Source organism: Candidatus Neomarinimicrobiota bacterium, assembly GCA_022560655.1.
Lineage (GTDB): Bacteria > Fidelibacterota > Marinisomatia > SCGC-AAA003-L08 > TS1B11 > JADFSS01.
The window spans coordinates 1-21,680 of record JADFSS010000002.1 but is presented as its reverse complement, the minus strand read 5'-3'; the positions used below and the strand labels follow the sequence as shown (position 1 = coordinate 21,680).

Here is a 21,680-nt window from a genome sequence, read left to right as displayed (position 1 = left end):
GACTTACTCCACAACAACCTTCCCAGGAGCAACCAGGCGGCCATAGAGCCGCTTGCCGGTAACGGAGGCCACAACAGGGATGGTATCGCCTATGTTTCCTTTCCGCCGGGCTTTGCCTGGGCTGATCAGGGTGATGGATTGGCGCCGGAAGTGGATCTCCACTTGCTCGCCCCGCTGTACCACCGGAATCATTTCCAAATGGTGCATCCGAAGAAAATTCCCCGCGGCCAGATGGGTCGTAAGTTGGAAATTCGCGGGCAGTTCACCATCGGTGAAGAATTCCTTTTCCCGACGGGTGACCCGGATAGTCTTACGTTCGAAATCTTTTTTATCCAGACGGGTGCCTCGCTTGGTGGGCAGCCGTACGGCCCAGCCGTGCACAACGGCCACACACTCTGCCGTGGCGTTCAGCTTCATTATCTTGCCCCCCGGCAAGGTAATTTCTAACGGAATGACGTAGCGCCCAGCCGCTTCCCGGGGGGTGAAGGTCCGCAGCGGCTTGACGGCCGCGGCGGCGCTCATATGGGCCACATTGGCGGGCAGGTGAATGGCCACCAGCTCGCCCTCCAGCCCAGCCTGCCGGAACCCGGCGGCCACATGCTCCCGCACGACCTCCTCCAGTTGGTCGTGCAACGAAGCCTGTTGGGCGTCGCCAGCGAGCGGCGCAACTCCTGCCAGGATGGCAAGTCCCAGCACATAGCTGGGAGCCCGCAGTATCTTGGACCACATTTGATTAGCCCGCATGATTGTTACCGCTTCAAGTTGTTGGCCACCGCCAGCATTTCATCGGCGGTTTTTACGGCCTTGGAATTGATTTCGTAGGCCCGCTGGGCGATGATCATGTTGATCATCTCCTGCACCACGTCCACGTTGGACTTCTCCAGGAAACCCTGGATGATGGAACCAAACCCTTCATCGCTGGCAAAGCCTAGCGCGGGCGGGCCTGAAGCCACCGTTTCCTCATACAGATTCCCTCCCACGGCCTGCAGGCCGGCAGGATTGACAAACCTGGCCAGCTCAATCTGACCGATCTCCTCAGGACCGGACTCGCCCGCCAGAATGACGGAGATGAGACCGTCTTGACCAATATTGATACTGTCGGTATCAGGGGGCAGGCTGATCTCGGTGCCAAATCTCAGCCCCGTGGTGGTAACGATAAAGCCGTCTGCATTGATGCGGAAGGTGCCATCACGGGTGTAGGCAAATCCGCCATCGGCCTTCAGGACCTGGAAAAAGCCGTCGCCTTCAATGGCCAGGTCAAGGGGGTTGCCCGTTTCAGCCGAGGCGCCCTGTGCAAATGTTCGGAACGTCGACACGGCCCTGTTGCCGTGCCCCACCTGTATGTTGGTGGGTTTCTCCTGCCCAATACCACCTTCGCCGGCGCCGGAGACGATGGTTTCGTACAGGATGTCCTGGAACTGGACGCTGCTGCGCTTGAAACCGGTCGTGTTGACGTTGGCAAGGTTATTGGCGATGACGTCCAGCGTAAGCTGCTGGGCCGCCATGCCCAAGGCCGATGTTCTTAATGACCGAATCATAATGCCTCCCTAACGGTAATCCCCTAGTTGGGTGGCCCGGCCCAGTATCTCATCCATGGCGCGGGCAACCCGTTGGCTGGATTCAAAATTTCGCTGTTTCTCTATCAGACTGACCATCTCAGTTATGGGCTGCACATTGGAGCCTTCCAGCATCCCCTGCCGCACACGGAACTGTCCCGGCTCTAGCTGCGTCACCACGGCATCCCCTGGTGAGCGGTAAAGACTGGTCCCAATTTTTTCCAGCCCCTTCAAATCCAGTATGTTGGCAATCAGCAGCGTATCGATGATGACGCCATCCAGATAAATCTCACCATCGCGTGTAATCTGGATATTCCCGGCAACGCCGTTGTCTGAGCGGGTCGAAATAACCCCGGATTCACCCATCAGCCTGTGCCCCTGTGGTGTCTGAATGAAGCCTTCATCATCCACGTTAAAATGGCCATTGCGCGTGAAGGCCGGGCCGAACGAAGTCTGTACGACGAAAAAGCCCCGGGTGGTCAGCGCAATATCCAGGGGGTTGTCAGTCTGATGCAATTCGCCCTGACTAAAGTCGGTATAGCGCTGCGCACCCACGGCGTGGAGGGACTCGATGAACCAGTCGGTGAAGGCATCATCGCGCTTGAAGCCCGTGGTGCCGATGTTGGCCAGATTGTTAGCCACAATATCGGTCCCGAACAGATTACGCGTCATATTCCGGGCAACTCGGGCTAGGTCAAAATCCATGGCTATTCCCTTGTAAACATGGCGTGCTGGCACTAACTAGTTCAAATGCCGTGCCAAAGACCAGAATGCGTGCGTGCATCGGCCTCTCATGGCACGTCTTCTCGACGAAGAGGGTAAAATTTACGGGGCGCAGTGGGGGGTCTGTTGCCAAAGGAAATTGGGTTGAAATAGGGTATAGAAAGGTAAAGTGGGCGAGGGATGGGAAATTATTCCCGCAAGGGCAAATTGCGGCTAGCGCAGCTTAAGCATTTTCACCCCCTCCATGTACTCTTCTACGTCGGTGGATTCAAGGCTCTCAAGGCGCTTGGTAACCTCGTCGATGCGGAATGCGGCGGCTCTCATCTTGATCAGCGATGCATGAATTTCGGGCAAATCCCGCTCGCTTTTCACGGTGAGTAGATCGATGAGACTGATGATGATGGCCAGTGGGTTGTTGATTTCGTGGTTGATTGCCACTACCAGCTGGGCCGTGGCGGCCAACCGCTCTTTTTCAACCAGTACACTCTGCGTGGACCGCAGTTCCTCCAAGGCCGCTTCCAGCAGGTCATTTTTCGCCCGAACATCTGCCCTGAGCCGGAGCTGCTCAATGATCAGGGAAAGCTGGACGCCCAGTTTTACCAGATCGGCCCGGATGTCCTGCTGGTAAAAGCCCGGTTCGCCGTGACCCAGATTGAGCACGCCCTCAAGTTTGTCTCCGCTCCACAGGGGAACCGACACAAACGACCGGAAGCCCCGTGCGCCGCCGTCCGCTCCCATGCTGGAGAGAATGACTGGCTCCCGCTGTGAAGCTACCCAGCCACTGAGCCCGCCGCCCTTGGAAAACGGCACCTCCGAGGCTAGGTCCACCCGTTGCTCGCCGCGGCTTTCCACCACTTCCAGCTGCTCCGTGGTCGAGTTGACGACAAACAGGGTGGCGGCATCAAACTCAATAACACCGTCCAAGATATCGAATACCGCCGAGTAAGTCTCCTCGCTAGAGAGACTGTTCTGCAGGATTTCACCGATTTTCTGTAGGAATTCCAGGCCAATCATGATAACTGCGGGGCTGGGTGGGCGCTAATTCGATACAGGCGATCTGCCGACAGCTTTGCTGCTCTCCATCGAAGTCAGGAGGGTGGCCTCATCGTAGCTCAGGGCACCGTTACGCGCCATGATGGCCCAGACTCTCGACCTGGAGCCGGTGGATTGCTGATCGTCGCCTGGCATGTCCAACCCAGCTGACACAGTGCCGTTCAGCTGCTCTCTCCTCCGCTGGTAGTACCACACCAGGGGCACGCCTGCGAGTAGCAGTAGCCCGGATAGACCCCCTGCCCAGGCCACCGCACGTTGTACGACTCGCCGGTAAGGCGTACGCCCGGTTGGCACTGGCCGGCTGATCTCTCCAGCCAAGGGAGCGGCCGGGGCCGCGGTCGCCTCCCGGATTGTGCCGGCAATAATGTCCGGCTGAAACCGCCCTGTAGGCCAGAAAGAGGAGATAGTCTCCTCCCGGAAATAACTTTCCCGGGGCAGAGCGTGGGTGTACAGGTCAATCACGTAAATATCCGACTCCACCACATGGAAGCGGACAATATCCCTGAACCGGGTGCCGGAAATCTTGATGGTCATCACGTTCTTGCCGGGAAAATCAATGCGAAAAGTGACGGGGATGAGATAGCCCTTTTCGTATGCCCTGCGCCCCACATAGGAGTCTTCACCTATGCCGAAGACCTTTACCTCGGCCCGCCCGATGCTGTCCAGCGCCACCTGCACTTTCCGGTCGCCTATGCCGTCCAGGACAATACGCCGGTAGGATTTCTGCTCAGCCGAAAACACGGCCACGTACCGGTCGCTCGCCCCCCTCAGGAGCGAGCCCGTCAGCCCCAGCGCCAGCAGCGCCAGGCCGGGACTAAATGATAATATCAATATTTTTGTCGTCGCGCTTCCGGGCCACTTCACCAGACTGCTCCTTATTTACATACTCCACATCTGAAAGATCGGGGCGGCTGGACAGCTCAACCCTGTCCTTCCGTTTGCGCTTGCGACGCCTTTTGCCTTGCCCCTCTTCATCCCCGGTTTTCTTTCGCTCCAACTCCTGTTTTTCGATCTTCACCGATTCGGGTTTGATCGGATCAACCTGCTGCGCATCCGACTGGGGAGGCGGCAGTATGTTCAGGTTGGGATCGAAGGCTTCGATCATCCGAGCTGCGTCCGCAATTGATCCAGCGTCTTGCTCATGATTTGAGATACCCGTGATTCCGAGATATTCAGAATCTCGCCGATCTCGACTAACGTCAGGTTCTCATAATAGTAAAGCGCCAATATGAGTCGCTCCCTTTCAGGCATATCTTTGAGCAAGTTAACCAATTGCGACTTAAGATTATTAATCATGTAGGCGTTCTCCGGATCTTCGGATTCCATGTCTGCCAGGAGGTCGATTTGCTTTGACGAAACATCATGGTCTCCCGTTACGGGATCGTCAAGTGAGAAGGTTGCATAGCTCAACTGCCCAGCCACCAAAAGTTCATCGTACTCGGACAGCGAAATACTGGCCTTCTCGCAGATTTCCTCAGGAGTCGGTTCCCGATTCAGACTTTGGGACAGCCTTTCGCCTATTTTTTGGACCTCCATCAGGCGCTCCAGTTTGGTGCGGCTCAATATCCGCACCTGACGAATAGCGTCGATGACGGCGCCGTAAATGCGCTTGTAGGCAAAGGTCTTGAATTTGACCTGACGGTCCTGATCGAAACGATCGATGGCCTCGAGCAATCCGTGGATAGCACTTTGCTCCAGGTCTTCCCTGGAAATCACATCGGTCACAGGCAGCGGAATTCGATTGACCACATAGTAAACCAGTGGCAGAAATTCTTTGACCGCCTGCTCCTTGAGCAGCGGATTTTTGGTGGCGTAATATTCGCTCAGGAGAGCGTCGCCGCTAAGTTGAACTGGCTTCGTCGTCTTCATTTTCTTCGCCGACCAGCGGCGCGGTTGATAGTTCCTCCGACAAGGACTCCAGATTTCTAGTCCGCATGCTCACGCGCAGGATGTTTGCAGCCACAATCATGAGGATGAGGACCGCCACAAGCACCAGTCCGCTCCGGATGATAGACGCCTGTAGACTGTAGCCCCTCAACAGGAGGACGATGAGCGTTCCTAATCCCATGACAAGCGTGAGTTGGTAGATAACAGCCTGCATATCAGAGCGCCTCCGCTTCCTTGCGGCTGACTCGGAGACGGTCAAAGATGTTGGACCGATATTCCAGATCCTGCGGCGGGAGCTTCAGCAGGCGCTGGCACACAAGCCGCAAATTGTGGGTCGCCTGACTGCGGGGAAATTCGATCACAAAGGGTCGCTGACGGATAATCGCCTGACCAATAGCCGGGTCTTCCACCAGCGAACCGCCGTAGTACAGGTTGGTCTTCAGGAATTTTTGCGTGATCAGGTTCAGTTTCTTGAACAGGTCGAGCCCGTCATCCAATGATCTGAGCCTATTGGGTACCAAAATCAGGGGCAGGCTTGCTGACTTGCTGCGGATCACCTTGATCATGGCATACACATCGGAGATAGAGGCAGGCTCCGGCGTAACCACCAAGATAACCTTGTCGGCCCCCAGAGCCATCGTCAAAACTGTTCGGGAGACCCCTGCGCCCGTATCCACGATCAAGTAATCGTAGCGGGCCTGAATAGAGGAAAACGACTCCGCCAGCACCTTGAGCATCCGGGCGTCAGCGTCCAGCAGGTCCAAATCTCCCGACGATGCCGGGAGGATATCGATGCCCGATGGGTGATGCATGATGATCTCTTCAAGGCTCTGGGTGCCTTCCACCAGTTCGGCCAGGGTATAGCGGGGCGTGGCCCCGATCACCACATCGAGTTTGCCCAGATGCAGGTCGGCGTCCATGATCAGCACCCGCTGGCGCCGCTGGGTCAGCGTAATACCCAGGTTTACGGCGAGATTGGTCTTGCCGACGCCCCCCTTGCCGCTGGTCACCGTAATGATTTCGGGAAGTACCGCCCGCATCGGGGACTGTGGCCGCCTTACCGTGGCTGGGGCTGTCATTTTCTCTGCGGAGCTCATCATTTGGCTCAGGCCCCCCCGAACAGTAGTGGTAAACGCTCGATGATGGCTTGCCCTACATCCAGAGCCAGGCTATCGGGCACCGACTGTCCAGTGGTGACATAATTTACCGCCGGATAGGTCTCATCCATAAGCCCCAATACCTTGCCCGGCTTGCTGGTCTCATCCAACTTGGTGATGACCATGCCTGTTGGATGGAGCCCCTGGTACAGCCCCGCAAAAAGCCATAACTCCTCTAACGCCATATTGGCGCTGAGCACAAGGAGGGTTTGGTCAGGCCGCAGCACCGCCAGCTGAGTTTGGAGATCTGGCAGGCTACCTTGCGATAGGGGACTGCGACCAGGGGTATCCACCAATATCACGTCTCGAGAACGTAAATTTTTTACAGCCCGGGGAAGATCGTCTACCTGCCGCGCCTCGATGATAGGCACGGATAAGATTTTGCCGATGGACCGAAGTCCGGCATTGGCGCCGGCTCGAAAGATGTCTGTTGAGATGATGCCTACCCGGCGGCGGCCGTAAACAGCGCGATGGGAGGCGAGCTTCACGATAAGTGACGTTTTGCCAGCGCCGGATGGTCCCACCACGGCTATCATTTCCTGCTTCCGGCGGCGAGTCTTCTTCGTTGCGGGAAGAAACAGCGTGCCAATCTGCTTTTTCAATACTCTTAACGCCTCAACGGGATCCACAGCCCCCTCGCCGTTCATGCCCACAACACGTTCCTCGGTGCGTTGAATAAGTTGCTCTGCCACATTGTCCGGCGCTCCAGCTTCCGTCAGCAGGTCGAAAAGGGAGTCGAATGGCTCCATGAATGGGCTGCTCCGGAGAACCCGAAGCTGGGCTTTCAGGCTCCGCATCTGCCTGCGCAGCTGAAAGAGTTCTGCGGCCTGTGCCTGGTCACGATTCGCCCATGAATTGCCCCCATTCATACGCTTGGCGGCAACACCCGTTGACGGACTCCGCCAAGCCCTGGTCCCGCCGGCTGCCTGCCCCTTGCGAGGACTAGCACCGACGCGCAGAATAACCGCATGGCGGCCATCGGGACCAACGGCTGACTCTCTGTCCCGGCGCAGGCCCAATATCATGAGTTTCTCGCCCAACTCCGACTTGGCCAGGTCGAGGACTTCCCGTTCGCTGGTGCCTGTGAAAGTCTTAAACAGCATCGGGATATTTCACCATGCCTACTGATCTGATCTGTACGGTGGGCGCCAATTCCGCGAATGAGAGGACCGCCACGTTGGGCAGGACCGGTTCGGTAAACTGGCGCACGCTTCGCCGGATGGGTGGCGAGACCAGCAGGGCCGGCTTGCCTCCATCACGGATAATCTGCTCGACCTGCTCGCTGATGCCGGTCAAGACGTCTTTCACCTGGTCCGGAGTCAACCCCAAATTGCCCTGATAGACGTCACCCTTTTTGGTTGTCTGCAAAATGTGGTCCTCCAACCGCGGCTCCAGCGTGGCCACTGGAATGGCCTGGTCATCGCGTTTAAACATGTTGGTAATGGTATCGGACAGGGCTGAACGGACGTGCTCGGTGAGTGCAACCGCGTCCTTGGTTACGTGGGCGTGGTCCGCCATGGTCTCCAAAATGGTGACCAGATTGCGGATCGGTATGCCTTCACTGAGCAGGTTACGGAGCACCTGTTGAATGACCCCCAACGGCAGGATATCGGGTACCAGGCCCTCTACCACTGCAGCCTTGTCCTCCTTCAGGTCATCGAGCATCTTCTGCACCTCCTGACGGTCCAGAAGCTTGTGCGCATTACTCTTGAGCACTTCCATCAGGTGGGTGGCAATCACCACCTGGGGCTCGACCACCGTATAGCCCGCCCCCTCGGCCTTGCCTTTCTGATCCTCCGTGATCCACAGGGCCGGCAAATTAAACGTCGGCTCCACCGTCGCAATACCGACCAGGCCCGCCTCCGGGTCAGGATTCAGAACCAGGTAATAGCCTACCATGACCTCACCACTGGCTTCCGCGATGCCGTGCACCTTGAAATGGTACTCATTGGCACCGAGATTGATATTGTCCCGCAGTCGAATGGGTGGGATCATGACGCCCAGTTCCAGAGCAATGGTTTTGCGGATAGAGGAGATTCGGCCCAGCAAGTCGCCTCCCTGATTGGTGTCCACCAGGCTAATCAGGCCGTAACCGATCTCGATCTCAAACGGGTCCGGATGCAAAAAGGCTTCAATCCGTTCCTCGGGCACCTCGATCCTGGCCTCTTCAGCTTCGGCAATTTTCCGCGCCTGGGTCACTTTGGCCCGCGTGCTCATCACCGCAGCGCCGGCGAGGCCCACAGACAGCAGGAAAAACGGCAGAAAGGGCAGGCCCGGAATGAACCCCACCAGCGCCAGCGAACCGGCCGCCACATACATGGCGCGCGGTTGGGCCGTGATCTGCTCCACTATATCGGCGGCCAGGTCGTGTTCAGTGGCAGATCTGGTGACAATAATGCCGGCGGCCGTGGAGATGATCAGCGCAGGAATCTGTGCCACAAGACCATCGCCGACGGTAAGCAAGGTGTACTTGCGGGCAGCGTCCCCCAGGTCCATGCCCAGCTGCAGACTGCCGATGGCCAGGCCACCTATAATGTTGATTCCGGTGATCAGCAGGGACGCGATGGCATCGCCGCGCACGAACTTGGCTGCGCCGTCCATGGCCCCGTAAAAGTCGGCTTCCGCGGCGATCTGCCGGCGGCGCTCGCGGGCCTCGTCCTCGTCCACCAGGCCGGAGTTCAGATCGGCGTCGATGGCCATCTGCTTGCCCGGCATGGCATCAAGGGTAAAGCGGGCGGCCACTTCGGCAATCCGGGTGGCGCCACGGGTGATGACCATGAAGTTGATGATCACCAGGATCAGGAAAATGATAAAGCCTACCACGAAGTTGCCGGAGACAACAAAGGTGCCGAATCCCTGAATGACTTCGCCCGCATAACCCCGGCCCAGAATCAGCCGGGTCGTGGCAACATTCAACGCCAGGCGGAACAGTGTCACGATGAGCAGCAGGCTGGGAAAGACGTCAAACTCCAGCGGCCGGAGCGTGAATAGGGCCACAAACAGAATAACCAAAGCCCCAAGGATATTCATGGCCAAAAAGACATCCATGAGGAAGGTGGGCATAGGGACCAGCATCACCGCCAGAATCAAGATGATAGCGGTGCCCAAACCTATGTCGGTAAATTTCAGGGGGCGCATGAGCTCTTATTCACCACGGGTTTTCATCATACCGGGACAGCAACCGCCGGGGCTTTTCCGGTGCCGTAGCGGTCCCAGAAAATCTCGGCCAGCAGTTCTGCAACTGCCTGATAGTAAGTGTAGGGTATTTCGGCTCCAATTTCACAGTTATCAAACAGCGCCCGCGCCAGCACGGGGTTCTCCTTAATGGGCACGTCATGAGCCCTGGCAACCTCCTTGATGCGCTCCGCAACTTTGCGTTGGCCCTTGGCCACCAACTTTGGAGCGCTGGCATCGCCGGCTTCCTGATAGGACAGCGCCACGGCCACGTGCGTCGGGTTGGTGATCACCACCGACGCCCGGGCTACCTCGGTCATCATCCGGTTGCGGCTCAGTTCTCGCTGCAAGACCCTCAAGCGCGATCGAACTTCGGGACTACCTTCGGTCTGACGGTGTTCATCCTTCACCTCCTGCTGGGTCATTCGCAGCTTGCGCTTGTACTCCCACCGCTGGTAGAAGTAATCCGCAGCACCCATCACCAAGTAGGCCAGACCCACGTACAGCCCGATCCTGAAGAGGTCGCTGGCCAGTGAGCCGATGATTTGAAAGGTCGTCATGTATGTCAAAAACGGATAATCCTTGATGCGCTCGGACAGGTAGATGTAAATAATCGTGCCAACGATGATCATTTTGAGGATGCCTTTGATGAGCTCGACCAAGCCCCTCGTCGAAAAAATCCGCTTCAGTCCAGTGAGAGGATTGATGCGTTCCCAATTGGGACCAAGGGCCTTGGGGGCAAAAATTACCCCTACCTGTAAATAATTCACCAGGAGCCCCATGACCAAAACCAACACCAGAATGGGACCCATGATCGTAATGACCCTGTCAGTCATCCAGGAGCCCAACATAGGCAGGCTATCGGTTGTCAGCGTCGTCGTCGAAAGGGAGCTGTAGACCTCCTGAATCACGCCTGACAGACCCATCAGGAAATCGTGTCCCGTAAAGTAGAATAGCAGCACCACCGACAGCATGAGTACGGCGGAGCTGAGCTCAACGCTCTTGGCAACATCGCCCTTCTCCCGCGCTTCCTGAATCCGTTTCGGAGTCGCTTCTTCTGTTCGGTCCTGGGCCGCTTTTTCCGCCATTTCAGCTGCCCAGCGTCGTCATCAACGTGGCGACGTATTCCCGAAACTCATCATACATTGATGAGAACAGTGCCTGGAACAGCTGCAGTGAAACCGCCAGGGCCAGCACCCCGACGAAGAGCTTCAGCGGCAACGCGACGAAAAATACCTGCAGCCGCGGCAGTGCTCGGGATAGAACCCCAATCCCCACATCAAGCATAAGCATGAGGATGACGGCCGGTGCAGCCAATTTAATGGCCAGGCGGAACATTTCGTTTGAGCCATCGATGAGCATGCGCCCCGTTGCCGGGGTCAGCACGCCGGTGTTCAACGGCACGAGATAAAAATTTTGCACCAGGAGCCTGATTAGAAAGTGATGGCCGTCCACCGCCAGAAAAAAGAGTATCGCCACCAATGACCAGAACTGTCCCACCATGGACTGGGGGGCGCTGGTGATCGGATCAATGAGATCGGCCATGGCAAAGCCCATCTGTCGACCGGCAAAGGTGCCCGCCAGCGAAAATGCTTCAAACATGAATTTGGTTCCGAATCCGATAACCAGCCCAACCGCCAACTCCCGACCCACGGCGAGGCTGAGCTTGCCGAGGCCCCAATCGAGACCCAGCCCGTCCACGCCTACTACTGGCAACAGCATAAAACTGAGCACCAGGGTTATCACGACTTTTACCCGCCGGGCGATGGCCGGCGAGCCAAATAACGGAAAGGCAAACAGCATGGCCGAGACCCTGGTGAGCACCAGCATGAATGAGACGCCCCATCCCGATAGAAGGTCGAGGATGGACAGGCTCATCGGCCCAGCTGGGTAATCTGATCGAATATGAGCAGGTTAAACTCGATGACCAAGTCCAGCATCCATGGTATGGTCATCAGAATCACAAGCCCCACCACCGCGATTTTGGGGATAAAAGTAAGCGTTATTTCCTGGATGGAAGTCACCGCCTGAAACAGGCCCACGATAACACCCACCAGCAGGGCGCTGCCCAGAATCGGCAGCAAGAGCAGTAGGGCGGTGATCAAGGTCCGGTTGCTGATGAAAACGACAAAATCGGTATTCATGATTATTGCAGTCCGCGTATAATGGATTCCACCACCAGATACCAACCATCAACCAAAACGAACAGAAGCACCTTAAATGGCATGGAAATCATGACCGGTGGCAACATCATCATACCCATGGACATGAGCACCGCCGAGACCACCATGTCAATGAGCAGCATGGGCAGATACAGCATGAACCCTATCTGGAAAGCGATGCGCAATTCATTAATCATGAATGCAGGTATAACGACGAACAGTGAGAGTTCTTCAGGTGATTTTGCATCCTGTGCCTGAAAATAACCGGCAAAAAGCGCTAAGTCCTTCTCGCGGGTATGGTAGATCATGAAATGCTTTATCGGTACGGTAGCCAGAGCGAGGGCTTCCTGCTGTTCGATCTCATCGTCCAGATAGGGACGCAGCGCGGTGGTATTCACCTCGTTAATGACGGGGGTCATGACAAAGTAGGTCAGAAACAGCGCCAAGCTGATGAGAATCTGATTAGAGGGTGTGTTCTGCGTGCCGATGGCCTGGCGCAGGAAGTGGAAAATCACCACGATCCGTGTGAAGGACGTGGTCATGATCAGAATGGATGGTGCGAGGGAGAGGATCGTGATGAGAATCACGATCTGAATGGTGGTGCTGAGCTGTTCGGGAGTTTCGGCGGAATCGAGCGATAGTTTAATGGCCGGGAAGCCGGAGGATTGGCCGTAAGCGACCAGCGGGGCGCCCAGAATAATCAGGGTCAGGATGGATAGCGGTAACCAACGTCGAGTCATATTTAGACTTCCGCTGAAGATTCGGCAAACTCCGTGCCATTCCTGTCCTCCTCTTCGGGTGTGAAGTCATAAATTAGATGTATGGACTGGTCGGTAATGCCCAGCAGGAGCTCCTTCTGCCGTACCTTAACCATGGCGAGGGACTGCTTGGGACTGATATAGTGTCGTCCCAGAACGCTTATCTCTGACGATGTGGCGCCGGCAAATCGTCCTCCTCCATAGCGCTTGATCCCCCTTGCAACGAGCAGAATGGTTGCCAGAATCACGCCGAGGTAGATCACGACCTTCCAGGCTCTGCCAGCCAAATCTTGCTGATCGGTCATGCTCGGCTGAGCTATTCTGCCACCGCCCGCGGGCGGTACACGCGGGGCGACTGCCTCCGCTTCGGGCGCAGGTGCCGTAGCAGCCCCCTGGGAGGGGGTCAGACTGTCCCCAATGGACCTATTCCGTAATAGGAGCCCGACAATGGCCACCAGGACCAAGGCGGCAATCAGATACAGATTCGAAGTTCGCCGGGCTTTGAATCGCGCCATTAAGTGCCCAAGCTTTTGATGCGCTCCCTTGTTTCCAGCAGGTGGGTCAAGCGCACGCCAAAGTGGTCCTCCACCACGACCACTTCCCCCTCGGCCAGCTTCTTGCCATTCACCAGCACATCGACGGGCTCACCGGCCAGTTTGTCGAGTTCGATAACCGAACCTTTCCCCAGCCGCAGAATCTCCTCCACTAGCATATCCTTGCGTCCCAGCTCCACCGTCACTTCGAGTTTGACGTCCAGCAACATGTCAATCTTGCGACCACGGCCATTAGCCGGAGCCGCGGACTCACCCAGGTCACCGAAATCGGCCTGGCTGATCTCCACGATTCCGCCTCCTGCGGTGTCAGCACCTGAATCCCCGAACAGGGCATCCATGTCCGTTGCGCCGCCCGGAAGATCATCTGTCTCGAGGGCCAGGTCAGCAGTCTTATCATCGGCAATAGCGTCGCTGGCGTCATCATCCGCCGCCAGGTCTTTAGAGACATCCTCTGTGCCTTCCGACGGCTCCTCGTCAGCCACCACGGGGTCTGCGGGGGCATCCTCTGTGCCTTCCGACGTCTCCTCGTCAGCCGCCACGGAGTCTGCGGGGGCATCCTCAGCGACTTCGGAGGGCTCCTCGTCAGCCACCACCTCAGATGTGGCTTCGCCGTCGTCCTGGGCAGGCAAATCGCCTGTCAAACCGTGGGTCACGGTATAACCCGTTTTCTTTTTCCCACGGGTAAACTTGTAGGTGGCCAAAAGGCCTGCCTCAGGTAGACTGAGATCATCCTGCGAAGCCACCTCCTCCAGCTCGACTTCGCCAGCGGTGAAGCTAAACTCCTCCCCTTCCAGTGCGGCCTGGAGTTGGCCCAACACTTGGGCGACGACCTCTTTGACCGCATTCAGTTCCTCGGAGCCAACTTCTTCGGGCGGGTCACCGCCCGCCATCCAACTGAAGATGAGCCCCGCCAGGGATTTGTCCATCAGAAAAATGTGCTCGTAGGAAGCATCGGTCTTGCTGCCCGTGGTCAACTTCAGGATGGGAAACTCGTGCTTGATTTCTACGGATGCAGACAGCTCCGTTGGATCATCGGCTTTGATGTTGATCTTGTCCTGGAGCACTTGGCCAACGGCCTCGCCCAGTGTATCCAGAAGCTCCTTGGTCGCTGCCTGGTATTTTTGGCTAAGTTCATCGTATTGCATTGTTAAGGTCCTCTTCAAGTATGCTTGTCAGGAGCACAGCGCGGTTTTTATCGCGCCGCCCGATGATGCCTTTGAACACCGGTTTTTCCTTCACATAAATGGTGTTAGTTTGATTCGGCTTCTCATTCAGAACCAGCAAATCGCCTACCTGCAAATTGATAAAATCATTGATCGTGATGGTCGTGTTGCCCAGATTCGCCTTGACAGGACAGCTGGCCTTTCGCAAGTGTGATTCAATCAAATCGCGCTCTTCAATGTTGATTTCTCCGCTGCCGAAATGGAGCTTGTCCTGGACTTCCTGACTCCCAATTATTTCCGCCAGCCAGCGATAGGGGTAACAGAAGTTCATCAACGTCTTGTGGTCGTGAATCTTGATCTGGAGTGAGACCACCACGACCGGCTCTGACCCTGCTACAATCTGGATGAATTCCGGATTGCTCTCGTATCTGCCAAGCGCAAAATCCAGCTTCATAATCGGGTCCCACACGTTGCCCAGTTCCTGCATGCTCCGATTGATGATATGGCGCATAATTTTTTCTTCAATGGCCGAAATCGGTCGCGAGATCGTGCCCGAAAACGAGCCGTGACCTCCAAACAGTTTTTCCACGATAAACAGAACGAGGCTGGGACTGACTTCCACAATAGCCTCACCCTCTGGCTTGTCCATTTTCATGACGTAAAGGCAGCCGGGAGGTGCGATGGACATGACAAACTCTGAATAGAGCAGCTGATCGATGGCCAGCAATTCGATCTCGACGATCATGCGCAACTGTGCTGAGAGAAAAACGCCGAAAGACCGGGAGAAATTCTCGTGGATGTTCTCCAGCAAGCGCATCTGCTCCTTGGATATGAGATTGGGGTGCTTGAAATCGTAGAGCACGACCCGTCGCGCTGGACCGGACGTGCCGGCCTCTTCAGCGGTATCATCGGCTACAGTCGACAGGAGCGCATCGATTTCAGCCTGACTGAGTATTTTGGCCAAAACAACCTCCCTATTGAATCAGAAAGCTCGTAAAAAACACTGTATCCACTTCTCCCTCATCGATCACCGCGTTAATTAGGCTGCGTACGGTGTCCCGGGCGATATACTGAAAATCCCTGGTGGCGATCTCCCGTACCGTCCGGCCCCCAAAATAAAAAATCAGGGCATCTCGTATTTGATAGTCCTTAGCTATCATCTCCTCCCGGGCCTCCTCTGAGGTTGTTTCCACCATCAAGTCAAACGCTACGTACCTGCGACCCATTGAACCGGCGGTATTCGCAGTGATCCCCAGAATGGGATGCTTGATGACCGGGCCTTTCTTCTTCTCCTTCTTCTTTTTCGGTTTTTGCAGCTTCTGCTTGACCTCCGTTAACTTTTCACCTACGGGTGTCTGCGTAACACGTGGCAGGATAACCTGCGTCGTAAGCAGATACGCACCTCCGGCCAGCGCCACAACTCCCACCACAAGTAGGAGCAACTTGACGATAGGGGGTAGTGGTTTGGATTCGTCGGTCTCCTGCTCCTCCTCGTCCTCGTCTGGAGTTGGCTCAGGCTCGTCGGCGGGCGTTCCCCGCTCATCAATTTCACTCATTATCAGCCTCACTCCAGGTTATATAGAGCTCCACACGGCGGTTCTTGGCCCTTCCCTGCACCGTGCTATTGGATTCCAGGGGCACATAATGGCTGTGACCGACGGCGGCCAATTGGCCGGGAGGTATGCCTTGATCTTCCAGCAGACGGACAACGCTTATTGCCCTGGCAGACGAGAGCTCCCAGTTAGAAGGGAAAACCGCAGTATTAATGGGGATTGTGTCGGTGTGCCCCTCAACGTACACAGTCTCCGTTTTGCCAGTGACTGCTCTTGCAATGCCGGACAGCACTCTTATGGCCTGGGGCTTGAGACCCGATTCGCCCGGGTCGAACAGAAGCTTGTCGCCCATGCGAATGATGACCTCCCCGGGCCCGGCCATTTCCACGGAAGCGATGTCCTCCAGCGACTCCTCCCGGAAGATTTCCTCAATTCGCGCGAAGCTCGCCAAGACATCCCCCGGTTCCCTGGAGACTCCCGACGTACCGATGGCCGGAGACAACTCCCCGATCACGCCAATGTTCTTGTCCAGCATGCCCAGCGCCTTCGACAGGGACGTGGCAGCCTTCAAGAACTTCTGCTCGTTAATCGATGACATTGCGAACATCAGGATAAAAAAGGTGAGCAGCAGCGTTACCATGTCACCATAGGTGGTCATCCAGAAAGGTGCTGTCGGCATTCCACTGTCATCCGTTTCAGGCTGCGGCTTCCGTGCCATCTGAGGTCCCTTCCGTAATTTTGTCAGCAGCGCCTTCATCGTCATCAAGCTTGCGATCCTTGGGCGCTATATAATTCATAAGTTTACGTTCAATATTTTGGGGGTGTACCCCGCGCTGAATCGCGAGCACACCTTCAATAATCATGCGCTTGTAGTTTGCTTCACTGGCCGACTTGTTCTTCAGTTTTCCGGCCATGGGCAGATAAACAAGGTTGCCCAGCACAGCGCCATAGAACGTGGTTATCAGGGCGATGGCCATCGAAGGCCCGATATTGTCGGGATCATCCAGATTCCCGAGCATTTTCACCAGACCGATAAGCGTTCCAATCATTCCGAAGGCGGGCGCATAGGCTCCCAGCGCAGTAAAGACCCCCTGCCCGACCTTGTGGCGGTCGATCATGGATTCGACATCAGTTTCCATGATATCGAGGATGGTGTCAGGTTCGGTGCCATCCACGGCCATTTCGAGTCCAATCCTAATAAACGGCTCCTCTTCATCCTTGAGCACTCGATCAAGCGCCAGAATTCCATCCCGCCGGGCAATCCGGGCATACTCCGAGATCTGCTTAACCACCGTGATCGCCTGGTTATCCTGCGCCTTGAAGGCCTTGGCGGCTACCTTAATGGTTGCAATCATCTGGTTCATTGGAAAGTTGACCAAGGTTGCAGCCGTAGAGCCACCAAACACGACCATAAACGAAGGAGCATCGATAAATGACCCTGCGCTTCCGCCGGGCAAGATCGTTCCGATGAGCAATAGAAAGCCTGCCACAATGCCGGCAATGGTGGCGATGTCCACTTATTTCCTCCTGCATCTTAAATCACTTCCGCCCAAAGGCCACCCTATCCGAATTTAGCGCGATAAGGTGGCCTGAGCGGCAAGCTTAAACCAGATTGGTCGAACGATTATTATCGCTTCAACCTTAAGGTTTCTTCCAGGATCTGGTCGGCAGTAGTGACAACCCTGGCGTTGGCCTGGAAGGCACGCTGGGTCGTGATCATATCCGTAAACTGCCGGACGAGATCTACGTTGGACTGCTCCACTGACCCGGATATTACGGATGAGGAGAACTGCTCACCAGCAGCTCCTATCACCGGGATGCCCGATCCGGCAGCAGCCTCAAACAGCCCACTGCCCCCTCTCAACAATCCAGGTGGATTGGGAAACTCCGCCAGGGCTATTTGGGCCAGAGCAACATTCTCTTCATTGGAGAAGATGCCCGTGATGATGCCCTGAGTATCGATATCGAACCTCAGCAGCGTCCCCGAGGGCCGACCGTCCTGATCACGCACGATCAAGGTGGAATCGGACGCGAACTGGGTGACACCGGCAAAACCGCTACCGCCCGCAACGTTGATTTCCACCGTGAACTGAGCTGCTCCGGCGGCGGGGTCGGGGACGATCGTGATCCCTTCCGCTGGGCCCGTGACGTCGAAGTCGATGACCTCACCCGCCTCGTTGAACTGGATGGTACCGGCATCGGTGCCGTCGGCAATCTTAGCCTCGCCACCATCGGCGAGCTCAGCCACCCAGCGCCATTCGCCGGGCTCATCGGTCTTGGTGAAACTGACAACCACGTTATGGCTGCCGCCCAAACTATCGAAGACCACCGTGGACGTGCTGACTGTGCCTGTGAAGCCTGCTTGGCTGACCTCGAAGGCCGGCACCCTGATGGTGCCCGTATTGGCATCATCGGGGTCGAGCTTCAGCGCTGTGCTGGTTTCGGACGCCTCCAGGGACGTGCCGAACAACGTGCCATCGTTATTGAGCACGTCTTCGAACTCGATCTTGCCGTCCACGAGGCGCGCTACCGCGTCACCGCCTGCACCCACCGCATCTCCGCCAAAGGCGATATTGATGACTGCAAGCAGATCATCAATCGATTTGCCGCCAGAAGCGCCCGTGTAGGTGAAGGTCGCGGAGACAGTGTCTCCATTCGGTTTCGTGGCCACGATATTGATGACATCACCGCTTACCAGCCCCACAGCGGTTTGATCCAGATCGTTCAGATCATCGCCACCGACTGCCAGCGTCTCCCCGGCATCTTTCGTCAGCGTACTTGCCGAAAGCAAGGTGTTCGCCTTGGGGATCAGGGTCGCGTCGAAGTTACCGGACAAGAAAACGGTTGCCGTTTCAGCTGCGGGCGACCGCAGATTCTTGTCCAGGAGCACTTCGGTCAACGGGGCGGATGTGTTGATCTCTCCGCTGGCGTCGGCACGCCACCCCATAACAGCCAATCCATTTGGATTCACCAGGGTTCCCAGGCTGTTGAAAAAGAAGTTCCCTGCCCGGGTATAACGGTTCGACTGGCCATCACTCAGAACGAAAAACGAGTTCCCCTGGATGGCTAGGTCCGTGGGTGTGCCAGTAAACTCCAGGCTGCCTTGCGTAAAATCAAGGTCGGTGGAACTGACAATCATGCCCAGACCGAGTTGCTTCTGGTTGCCAAATCCGCCACCGACGCCCCGGGATGCTCCCGCCAGCGACAGTGACTGGGTTTCGGAAAATGTCACCCGGCTTCCCTTGAAGCCAAGTGTTCTAACATTAGCGAGGTTGTTTCCCAGCACGTCCAACATGGTCGTGAAGTTTTTCAACCCCGATACTGCTGATGTAAGTGATTTCAGCATTGTGAAATCCCCTTCTAGTCTCAGGTTATGGCTAGGGTCCCGCGTCAGTCGTTCGGCGGGACCAAGGCTTCCCTGACTGTCAGCCCGATTATGAGGGGCGGACGACGAGGGGCCAGCCTTGCCGTATCTATTTCATACGATGGTCGCGCTGTCGATTTTGGTAAACACATTGTCGACAGCAGCGTCCTTGGTGATCGCCGTGATCACCTTTCTATTCCTCACACTCACGATAAAGGCGGTGTCGTCCATCAGGACCAAGGTATTCTCACTGCCTTTACTCTCGGCCAGCCGCACCCCGTTATTGAGGCGCTGGAGACTGAGAGGTGAGAGTTCCACATTTCGCTCCTTCAGCCGCGCACGGGCATGGGCAGAAAAGGCCACGCCGGAACTGCTTTGGGCTGCTCCGGTTGTCTCGCTCCTGGTCGCTAGCTTGTCTGCCAGTACCTCGGAGAAAGGGGACCCCTTCCGCACCGCTGTGGCACCCTTGGCGGGTGGCCCGGCTGCCGTCTGCGGCGGTTTGAGCGGTTGTAGTCGTGTGCGAAGTGCTAATTCCTCGGGTCGCATGTCTATCCCCCCTCCGCTATTCGGATTGAGATTACGCTGCCCATGGGGATCGCAATATCGCCCACCATCAGAACCGCGGTGCCGGTCTCATAGCTGATACCGGTGATGACGCCGCCAGTGGTTGTGATGGTATTCACCACAATGCCGTCGGCATCTTTTGCGGAGATAGACAGGCGGTAGATTCCGTCGGACAGCAACTGACCGTCAGCATCAGTTCCATTCCACACGACGTCATGTTCGCCGGCCTCCAGATCGGTGCGCTGAATCGAACGTACAATCTGGCCGGACTCGTCGTGGAGGGTAAGAGTCACCTCCGCGGCAGAATCTGATAGCCTGAAGCGCAATTTCGCCTCGCCGCCGGTCAACATGATACTGTCGCCGACAGCTTCCACCTCGCGACCTATGAGGCTGGCAGCCATCGTGTTGTTGACCGCCTGGGTCATCAACAGGTCGAGTTTGAGGTTTTCGCCGAGTTGCTGATCGATACTGTACAGACGTTCCAGGCTGCCGAACTGAGCCAGCTGGGCGGCCATTTCCTGACCCTTGATGGGCTCCAGGGGATCCTGGTTCGTCAGCTCCGCAATCAACAGTGTCAGGAACTCATCTTGGCTGATGGTCGCTCTGTTGGGGATCTGCTGCCCATCGGGTGCGGCCAGGTTGCCACCTGTGAGCGGTGTGGCTTCTACCATGGAAACACTCCTTGGTTAGGCGACAAATTCCACGGTATTGTAACCGTAGTCTTTGACGCGGTTTGATTCGAGGTCATCTGAGCTGACCTCGTCGATCGTTTCTGAAGCATCGGTCGAGGATTCCGTGGAATGCTCCCCACTGGGGTAACTTTTTCCATGGTCGCCATTGCCAACCGTCACATTCACATCGGAGAAGTTCAAGCCATGCTGGGACCACTGCTGCTCGAGGTTGAGAAGCGCCCGCTGGAGCATTTGACGCACCTCGGACGAATCGACCACGATACTCAGAGTGGTTCCGGCTTGATTTTCCTGGAAAGTGAGTTGCACCTTGCCCAGCGAGCCGCCATCGAATGCGAATACGTCGCTACGCTGATCGCCGGCGATAAAGCGGCTGTAGTGAAGTGTCGTCAGCCGGACCAGAGAGGCCAGACCGGCAGACACCGTAGCCGGAACAGGTGCTGGCAAGGATGGCTGCAGTGGTGCCGGGGATGCATCTCCCCTGGACGCATCACTGCTTAGAACCCCAACCGATTCGGGTTTGACGAAGCCGCGACCCTTTCCCTCCCCAAGGGCGGTAATTGGCCGCAACCCGTCTTGCGTGGTGAGGCTATTCGTGGAACCGATTTCGCTGCCCCCATGATCGATCGCCTTCGAGGCGCCAGCGTGAGCTGTGCCTGCGGTCCGCACAGAGCTTACCCGGGAACGGGTCTGCCGTTTTGCGGCCGGTCGTGGGCCATCGATGCGTCCCGAGCCCGGCTGTGACGCCTGCGACTCCACGCGATTCGAGGGGCTTGGGGTTCCGTCCAGCCTCAGCTGGATCTGTATGCGCTCGGTGCTCGCTGCCTCGTTGCCAGCAATGCGGTGCGCTCTAACGGCCCGTTGGGCCTGTTTCGCGCTTGACGGGCCACGTCCATTCGGACTGGACACGGCACCATTGTTGGCTAGAGCAGCCTTGCTCGGGTCACTCCGGCTTACGTTCCCATTCGAGGGATGAGTATTTGCCGGGACCTGTTCAATGGCTGATGGCAGTGGGCGAGATTCTGGTTTACCGGTTGCACGATGGTGCGGCGCGAGCTGCTCGGTCTGGCCCGCCGATGAAGGCTTGGTCGCCTTCACGGAGACCGATCGAGCGCCTGATGCGGCGCGTTGCTGCGGCGCGAGGTGCTCGGCCTTAGCCGCCGACAAAGGCTTGGTCGCCTTCACGGAAGCTGATCGAGCGCTTGATGCGGCGCGTTGCTGCGGCGCGAGCTGCTCGGCCTTAGCCGCCGACAAAGGCTTGGTCGCCTTCACGGAAGCTGATCGAGCGCCTGATACGGCGCGTTGCTGCGGCGCGAGCTGCTC

At 56.8% G+C, this 21,680-nt stretch carries 25 protein-coding genes; all 25 read right to left on the bottom strand.

What is annotated here, in order from left to right; all coding sequences use genetic code 11:
- Positions 1–3 precede the first annotated feature (3 nt).
- The gene (flgA, locus tag IH971_00555; protein ID MCH7496329.1) at positions 4–744 is read right to left on the bottom strand and encodes a flagellar basal body P-ring formation protein FlgA; all 741 of its coding nucleotides are present in this window, start codon (positions 742–744) and stop codon (positions 4–6) included.
- A gap of 5 nt (positions 745–749) precedes the next feature.
- A complete protein-coding gene (flgG, locus tag IH971_00550) occupies positions 750–1,538 on the bottom strand; it encodes a flagellar basal-body rod protein FlgG (protein MCH7496328.1) in 789 nt (262 codons plus the stop codon).
- Positions 1,539–1,547: 9 nt separating this feature from the next.
- Complete coding sequence (locus tag IH971_00545) at positions 1,548–2,261, bottom strand: flagellar hook-basal body protein (GenBank protein MCH7496327.1); 714 nt, start codon at positions 2,259–2,261, stop codon at positions 1,548–1,550.
- A gap of 231 nt (positions 2,262–2,492) precedes the next feature.
- Positions 2,493–3,293, bottom strand: a complete 801-nt coding sequence (locus IH971_00540; protein MCH7496326.1) for a GAF domain-containing protein — start codon at positions 3,291–3,293, stop codon at positions 2,493–2,495.
- Between the two features lie 24 nt (positions 3,294–3,317).
- The gene (locus IH971_00535; protein ID MCH7496325.1) at positions 3,318–4,196 is read right to left on the bottom strand and encodes a hypothetical protein; all 879 of its coding nucleotides are present in this window, start codon (positions 4,194–4,196) and stop codon (positions 3,318–3,320) included.
- Positions 4,147–4,437: a hypothetical protein gene (locus tag IH971_00530; GenBank protein MCH7496324.1), complete on the bottom strand. Its 291-nt coding sequence runs from the start codon at positions 4,435–4,437 to the stop codon at positions 4,147–4,149. The genes IH971_00535 and IH971_00530 overlap by 50 nt, the downstream gene beginning before the upstream one ends.
- A complete protein-coding gene (locus IH971_00525) occupies positions 4,434–5,201 on the bottom strand; it encodes a FliA/WhiG family RNA polymerase sigma factor (GenBank protein ID MCH7496323.1) in 768 nt (255 codons plus the stop codon). The genes IH971_00530 and IH971_00525 overlap by 4 nt, the downstream gene beginning before the upstream one ends.
- A complete protein-coding gene (locus IH971_00520) occupies positions 5,173–5,433 on the bottom strand; it encodes a hypothetical protein (protein ID MCH7496322.1) in 261 nt (86 codons plus the stop codon). Before IH971_00520 ends, IH971_00525 begins: the two co-directional genes overlap by 29 nt.
- 1 nt (position 5,434) lies before the next feature.
- Complete coding sequence (locus IH971_00515; GenBank protein MCH7496321.1) at positions 5,435–6,259, bottom strand: MinD/ParA family protein; 825 nt, start codon at positions 6,257–6,259, stop codon at positions 5,435–5,437.
- 65 nt (positions 6,260–6,324) lie between these two features.
- A complete protein-coding gene (locus IH971_00510; protein MCH7496320.1) occupies positions 6,325–7,479 on the bottom strand; it encodes a hypothetical protein in 1,155 nt (384 codons plus the stop codon).
- Entirely contained in the window at positions 7,469–9,514 is a 2,046-nt protein-coding gene (gene flhA / locus IH971_00505) for a flagellar biosynthesis protein FlhA (GenBank protein MCH7496319.1), read from the bottom strand. The genes IH971_00510 and flhA overlap by 11 nt, the downstream gene beginning before the upstream one ends.
- 26 nt (positions 9,515–9,540) lie before the next feature.
- Positions 9,541–10,638: a flagellar biosynthesis protein FlhB gene (flhB, locus tag IH971_00500; protein ID MCH7496318.1), complete on the bottom strand. Its 1,098-nt coding sequence runs from the start codon at positions 10,636–10,638 to the stop codon at positions 9,541–9,543.
- A gap of 1 nt (position 10,639) precedes the next feature.
- Positions 10,640–11,428, bottom strand: a complete 789-nt coding sequence (gene fliR / locus IH971_00495; GenBank protein ID MCH7496317.1) for a flagellar biosynthetic protein FliR — start codon at positions 11,426–11,428, stop codon at positions 10,640–10,642.
- Complete coding sequence (gene fliQ / locus IH971_00490) at positions 11,425–11,694, bottom strand: flagellar type III secretion system protein FliQ (protein ID MCH7496316.1); 270 nt, start codon at positions 11,692–11,694, stop codon at positions 11,425–11,427. Before fliQ ends, fliR begins: the two co-directional genes overlap by 4 nt.
- Positions 11,695–11,696: 2 nt before the next feature.
- On the bottom strand, positions 11,697–12,452 hold the full coding sequence (gene fliP / locus IH971_00485; GenBank protein ID MCH7496315.1) for a flagellar type III secretion system pore protein FliP: 756 nt from the start codon (positions 12,450–12,452) through the stop codon (positions 11,697–11,699).
- 2 nt (positions 12,453–12,454) lie between these two features.
- Positions 12,455–12,775, bottom strand: coding sequence for a flagellar biosynthetic protein FliO (gene fliO, locus IH971_00480; GenBank protein MCH7496314.1), 321 nt, complete (start codon positions 12,773–12,775; stop codon positions 12,455–12,457).
- A 209-nt stretch (positions 12,776–12,984) separates the two neighbouring features.
- A complete protein-coding gene (gene fliN, locus IH971_00475) occupies positions 12,985–13,362 on the bottom strand; it encodes a flagellar motor switch protein FliN (GenBank protein MCH7496313.1) in 378 nt (125 codons plus the stop codon).
- A gap of 793 nt (positions 13,363–14,155) precedes the next feature.
- Complete coding sequence (gene fliM / locus IH971_00470) at positions 14,156–15,151, bottom strand: flagellar motor switch protein FliM (GenBank protein ID MCH7496312.1); 996 nt, start codon at positions 15,149–15,151, stop codon at positions 14,156–14,158.
- A gap of 10 nt (positions 15,152–15,161) precedes the next feature.
- On the bottom strand, positions 15,162–15,743 hold the full coding sequence (locus IH971_00465) for a flagellar basal body-associated FliL family protein (protein MCH7496311.1): 582 nt from the start codon (positions 15,741–15,743) through the stop codon (positions 15,162–15,164).
- Entirely contained in the window at positions 15,736–16,419 is a 684-nt protein-coding gene (locus IH971_00460; protein ID MCH7496310.1) for an OmpA family protein, read from the bottom strand. The genes IH971_00465 and IH971_00460 overlap by 8 nt, the downstream gene beginning before the upstream one ends.
- A 16-nt stretch (positions 16,420–16,435) precedes the next feature.
- Positions 16,436–17,257 carry a motility protein A gene (locus tag IH971_00455; GenBank protein ID MCH7496309.1) on the bottom strand — a complete coding sequence of 274 codons (822 nt, stop codon included), beginning with the start codon at positions 17,255–17,257 and terminating at the stop codon, positions 16,436–16,438.
- Between the two features lie 110 nt (positions 17,258–17,367).
- Positions 17,368–19,086: a flagellar hook-basal body complex protein gene (locus IH971_00450; GenBank protein MCH7496308.1), complete on the bottom strand. Its 1,719-nt coding sequence runs from the start codon at positions 19,084–19,086 to the stop codon at positions 17,368–17,370.
- 132 nt (positions 19,087–19,218) lie between these two features.
- Positions 19,219–19,650 carry a flagellar protein gene (locus IH971_00445; protein ID MCH7496307.1) on the bottom strand — a complete coding sequence of 144 codons (432 nt, stop codon included), beginning with the start codon at positions 19,648–19,650 and terminating at the stop codon, positions 19,219–19,221.
- A gap of 2 nt (positions 19,651–19,652) precedes the next feature.
- On the bottom strand, positions 19,653–20,339 hold the full coding sequence (locus tag IH971_00440; protein ID MCH7496306.1) for a hypothetical protein: 687 nt from the start codon (positions 20,337–20,339) through the stop codon (positions 19,653–19,655).
- 15 nt (positions 20,340–20,354) lie between these two features.
- On the bottom strand, positions 20,355–20,780 hold the full coding sequence (locus tag IH971_00435; protein ID MCH7496305.1) for a flagellar hook-length control protein FliK: 426 nt from the start codon (positions 20,778–20,780) through the stop codon (positions 20,355–20,357).
- Positions 20,781–21,680: the final 900 nt, after the last annotated feature.

Excerpts from the sequence above, each read along its gene's own strand:
- flgA (MCH7496329.1), bottom strand. The coding sequence starts at position 744 with ATGCGGGCTAATCAAATGTGGTCCAAGATACTGCGGGCTCCCAGCTAT.
- flgG (MCH7496328.1), bottom strand. The coding sequence starts at position 1,538 with ATGATTCGGTCATTAAGAACATCGGCCTTGGGCATGGCGGCCCAGCAG.
- IH971_00545 (MCH7496327.1), bottom strand. The coding sequence starts at position 2,261 with ATGGATTTTGACCTAGCCCGAGTTGCCCGGAATATGACGCGTAATCTG.
- IH971_00540 (MCH7496326.1), bottom strand. The coding sequence starts at position 3,293 with ATGATTGGCCTGGAATTCCTACAGAAAATCGGTGAAATCCTGCAGAAC.
- IH971_00530 (MCH7496324.1), bottom strand. The coding sequence starts at position 4,437 with ATGATCGAAGCCTTCGATCCCAACCTGAACATACTGCCGCCTCCCCAG.
- IH971_00525 (MCH7496323.1), bottom strand. The coding sequence starts at position 5,201 with ATGAAGACGACGAAGCCAGTTCAACTTAGCGGCGACGCTCTCCTGAGC.
- IH971_00520 (MCH7496322.1), bottom strand. The coding sequence starts at position 5,433 with ATGCAGGCTGTTATCTACCAACTCACGCTTGTCATGGGATTAGGAACG.
- IH971_00515 (MCH7496321.1), bottom strand. The coding sequence starts at position 6,259 with ATGCGGGCGGTACTTCCCGAAATCATTACGGTGACCAGCGGCAAGGGG.
- IH971_00510 (MCH7496320.1), bottom strand. The coding sequence starts at position 7,479 with ATGCTGTTTAAGACTTTCACAGGCACCAGCGAACGGGAAGTCCTCGAC.
- flhA (MCH7496319.1), bottom strand. The coding sequence starts at position 9,514 with ATGCGCCCCCTGAAATTTACCGACATAGGTTTGGGCACCGCTATCATC.
- flhB (MCH7496318.1), bottom strand. The coding sequence starts at position 10,638 with ATGGCGGAAAAAGCGGCCCAGGACCGAACAGAAGAAGCGACTCCGAAA.
- fliR (MCH7496317.1), bottom strand. The coding sequence starts at position 11,428 with ATGAGCCTGTCCATCCTCGACCTTCTATCGGGATGGGGCGTCTCATTC.
- fliQ (MCH7496316.1), bottom strand. The coding sequence starts at position 11,694 with ATGAATACCGATTTTGTCGTTTTCATCAGCAACCGGACCTTGATCACC.
- fliP (MCH7496315.1), bottom strand. The coding sequence starts at position 12,452 with ATGACTCGACGTTGGTTACCGCTATCCATCCTGACCCTGATTATTCTG.
- fliO (MCH7496314.1), bottom strand. The coding sequence starts at position 12,775 with ATGACCGATCAGCAAGATTTGGCTGGCAGAGCCTGGAAGGTCGTGATC.
- fliN (MCH7496313.1), bottom strand. The coding sequence starts at position 13,362 with ATGGATGCCCTGTTCGGGGATTCAGGTGCTGACACCGCAGGAGGCGGA.
- IH971_00465 (MCH7496311.1), bottom strand. The coding sequence starts at position 15,743 with ATGAGTGAAATTGATGAGCGGGGAACGCCCGCCGACGAGCCTGAGCCA.
- IH971_00460 (MCH7496310.1), bottom strand. The coding sequence starts at position 16,419 with ATGCCGACAGCACCTTTCTGGATGACCACCTATGGTGACATGGTAACG.
- IH971_00450 (MCH7496308.1), bottom strand. The coding sequence starts at position 19,086 with ATGCTGAAATCACTTACATCAGCAGTATCGGGGTTGAAAAACTTCACG.
- IH971_00445 (MCH7496307.1), bottom strand. The coding sequence starts at position 19,650 with ATGCGACCCGAGGAATTAGCACTTCGCACACGACTACAACCGCTCAAA.
- IH971_00440 (MCH7496306.1), bottom strand. The coding sequence starts at position 20,339 with ATGGTAGAAGCCACACCGCTCACAGGTGGCAACCTGGCCGCACCCGAT.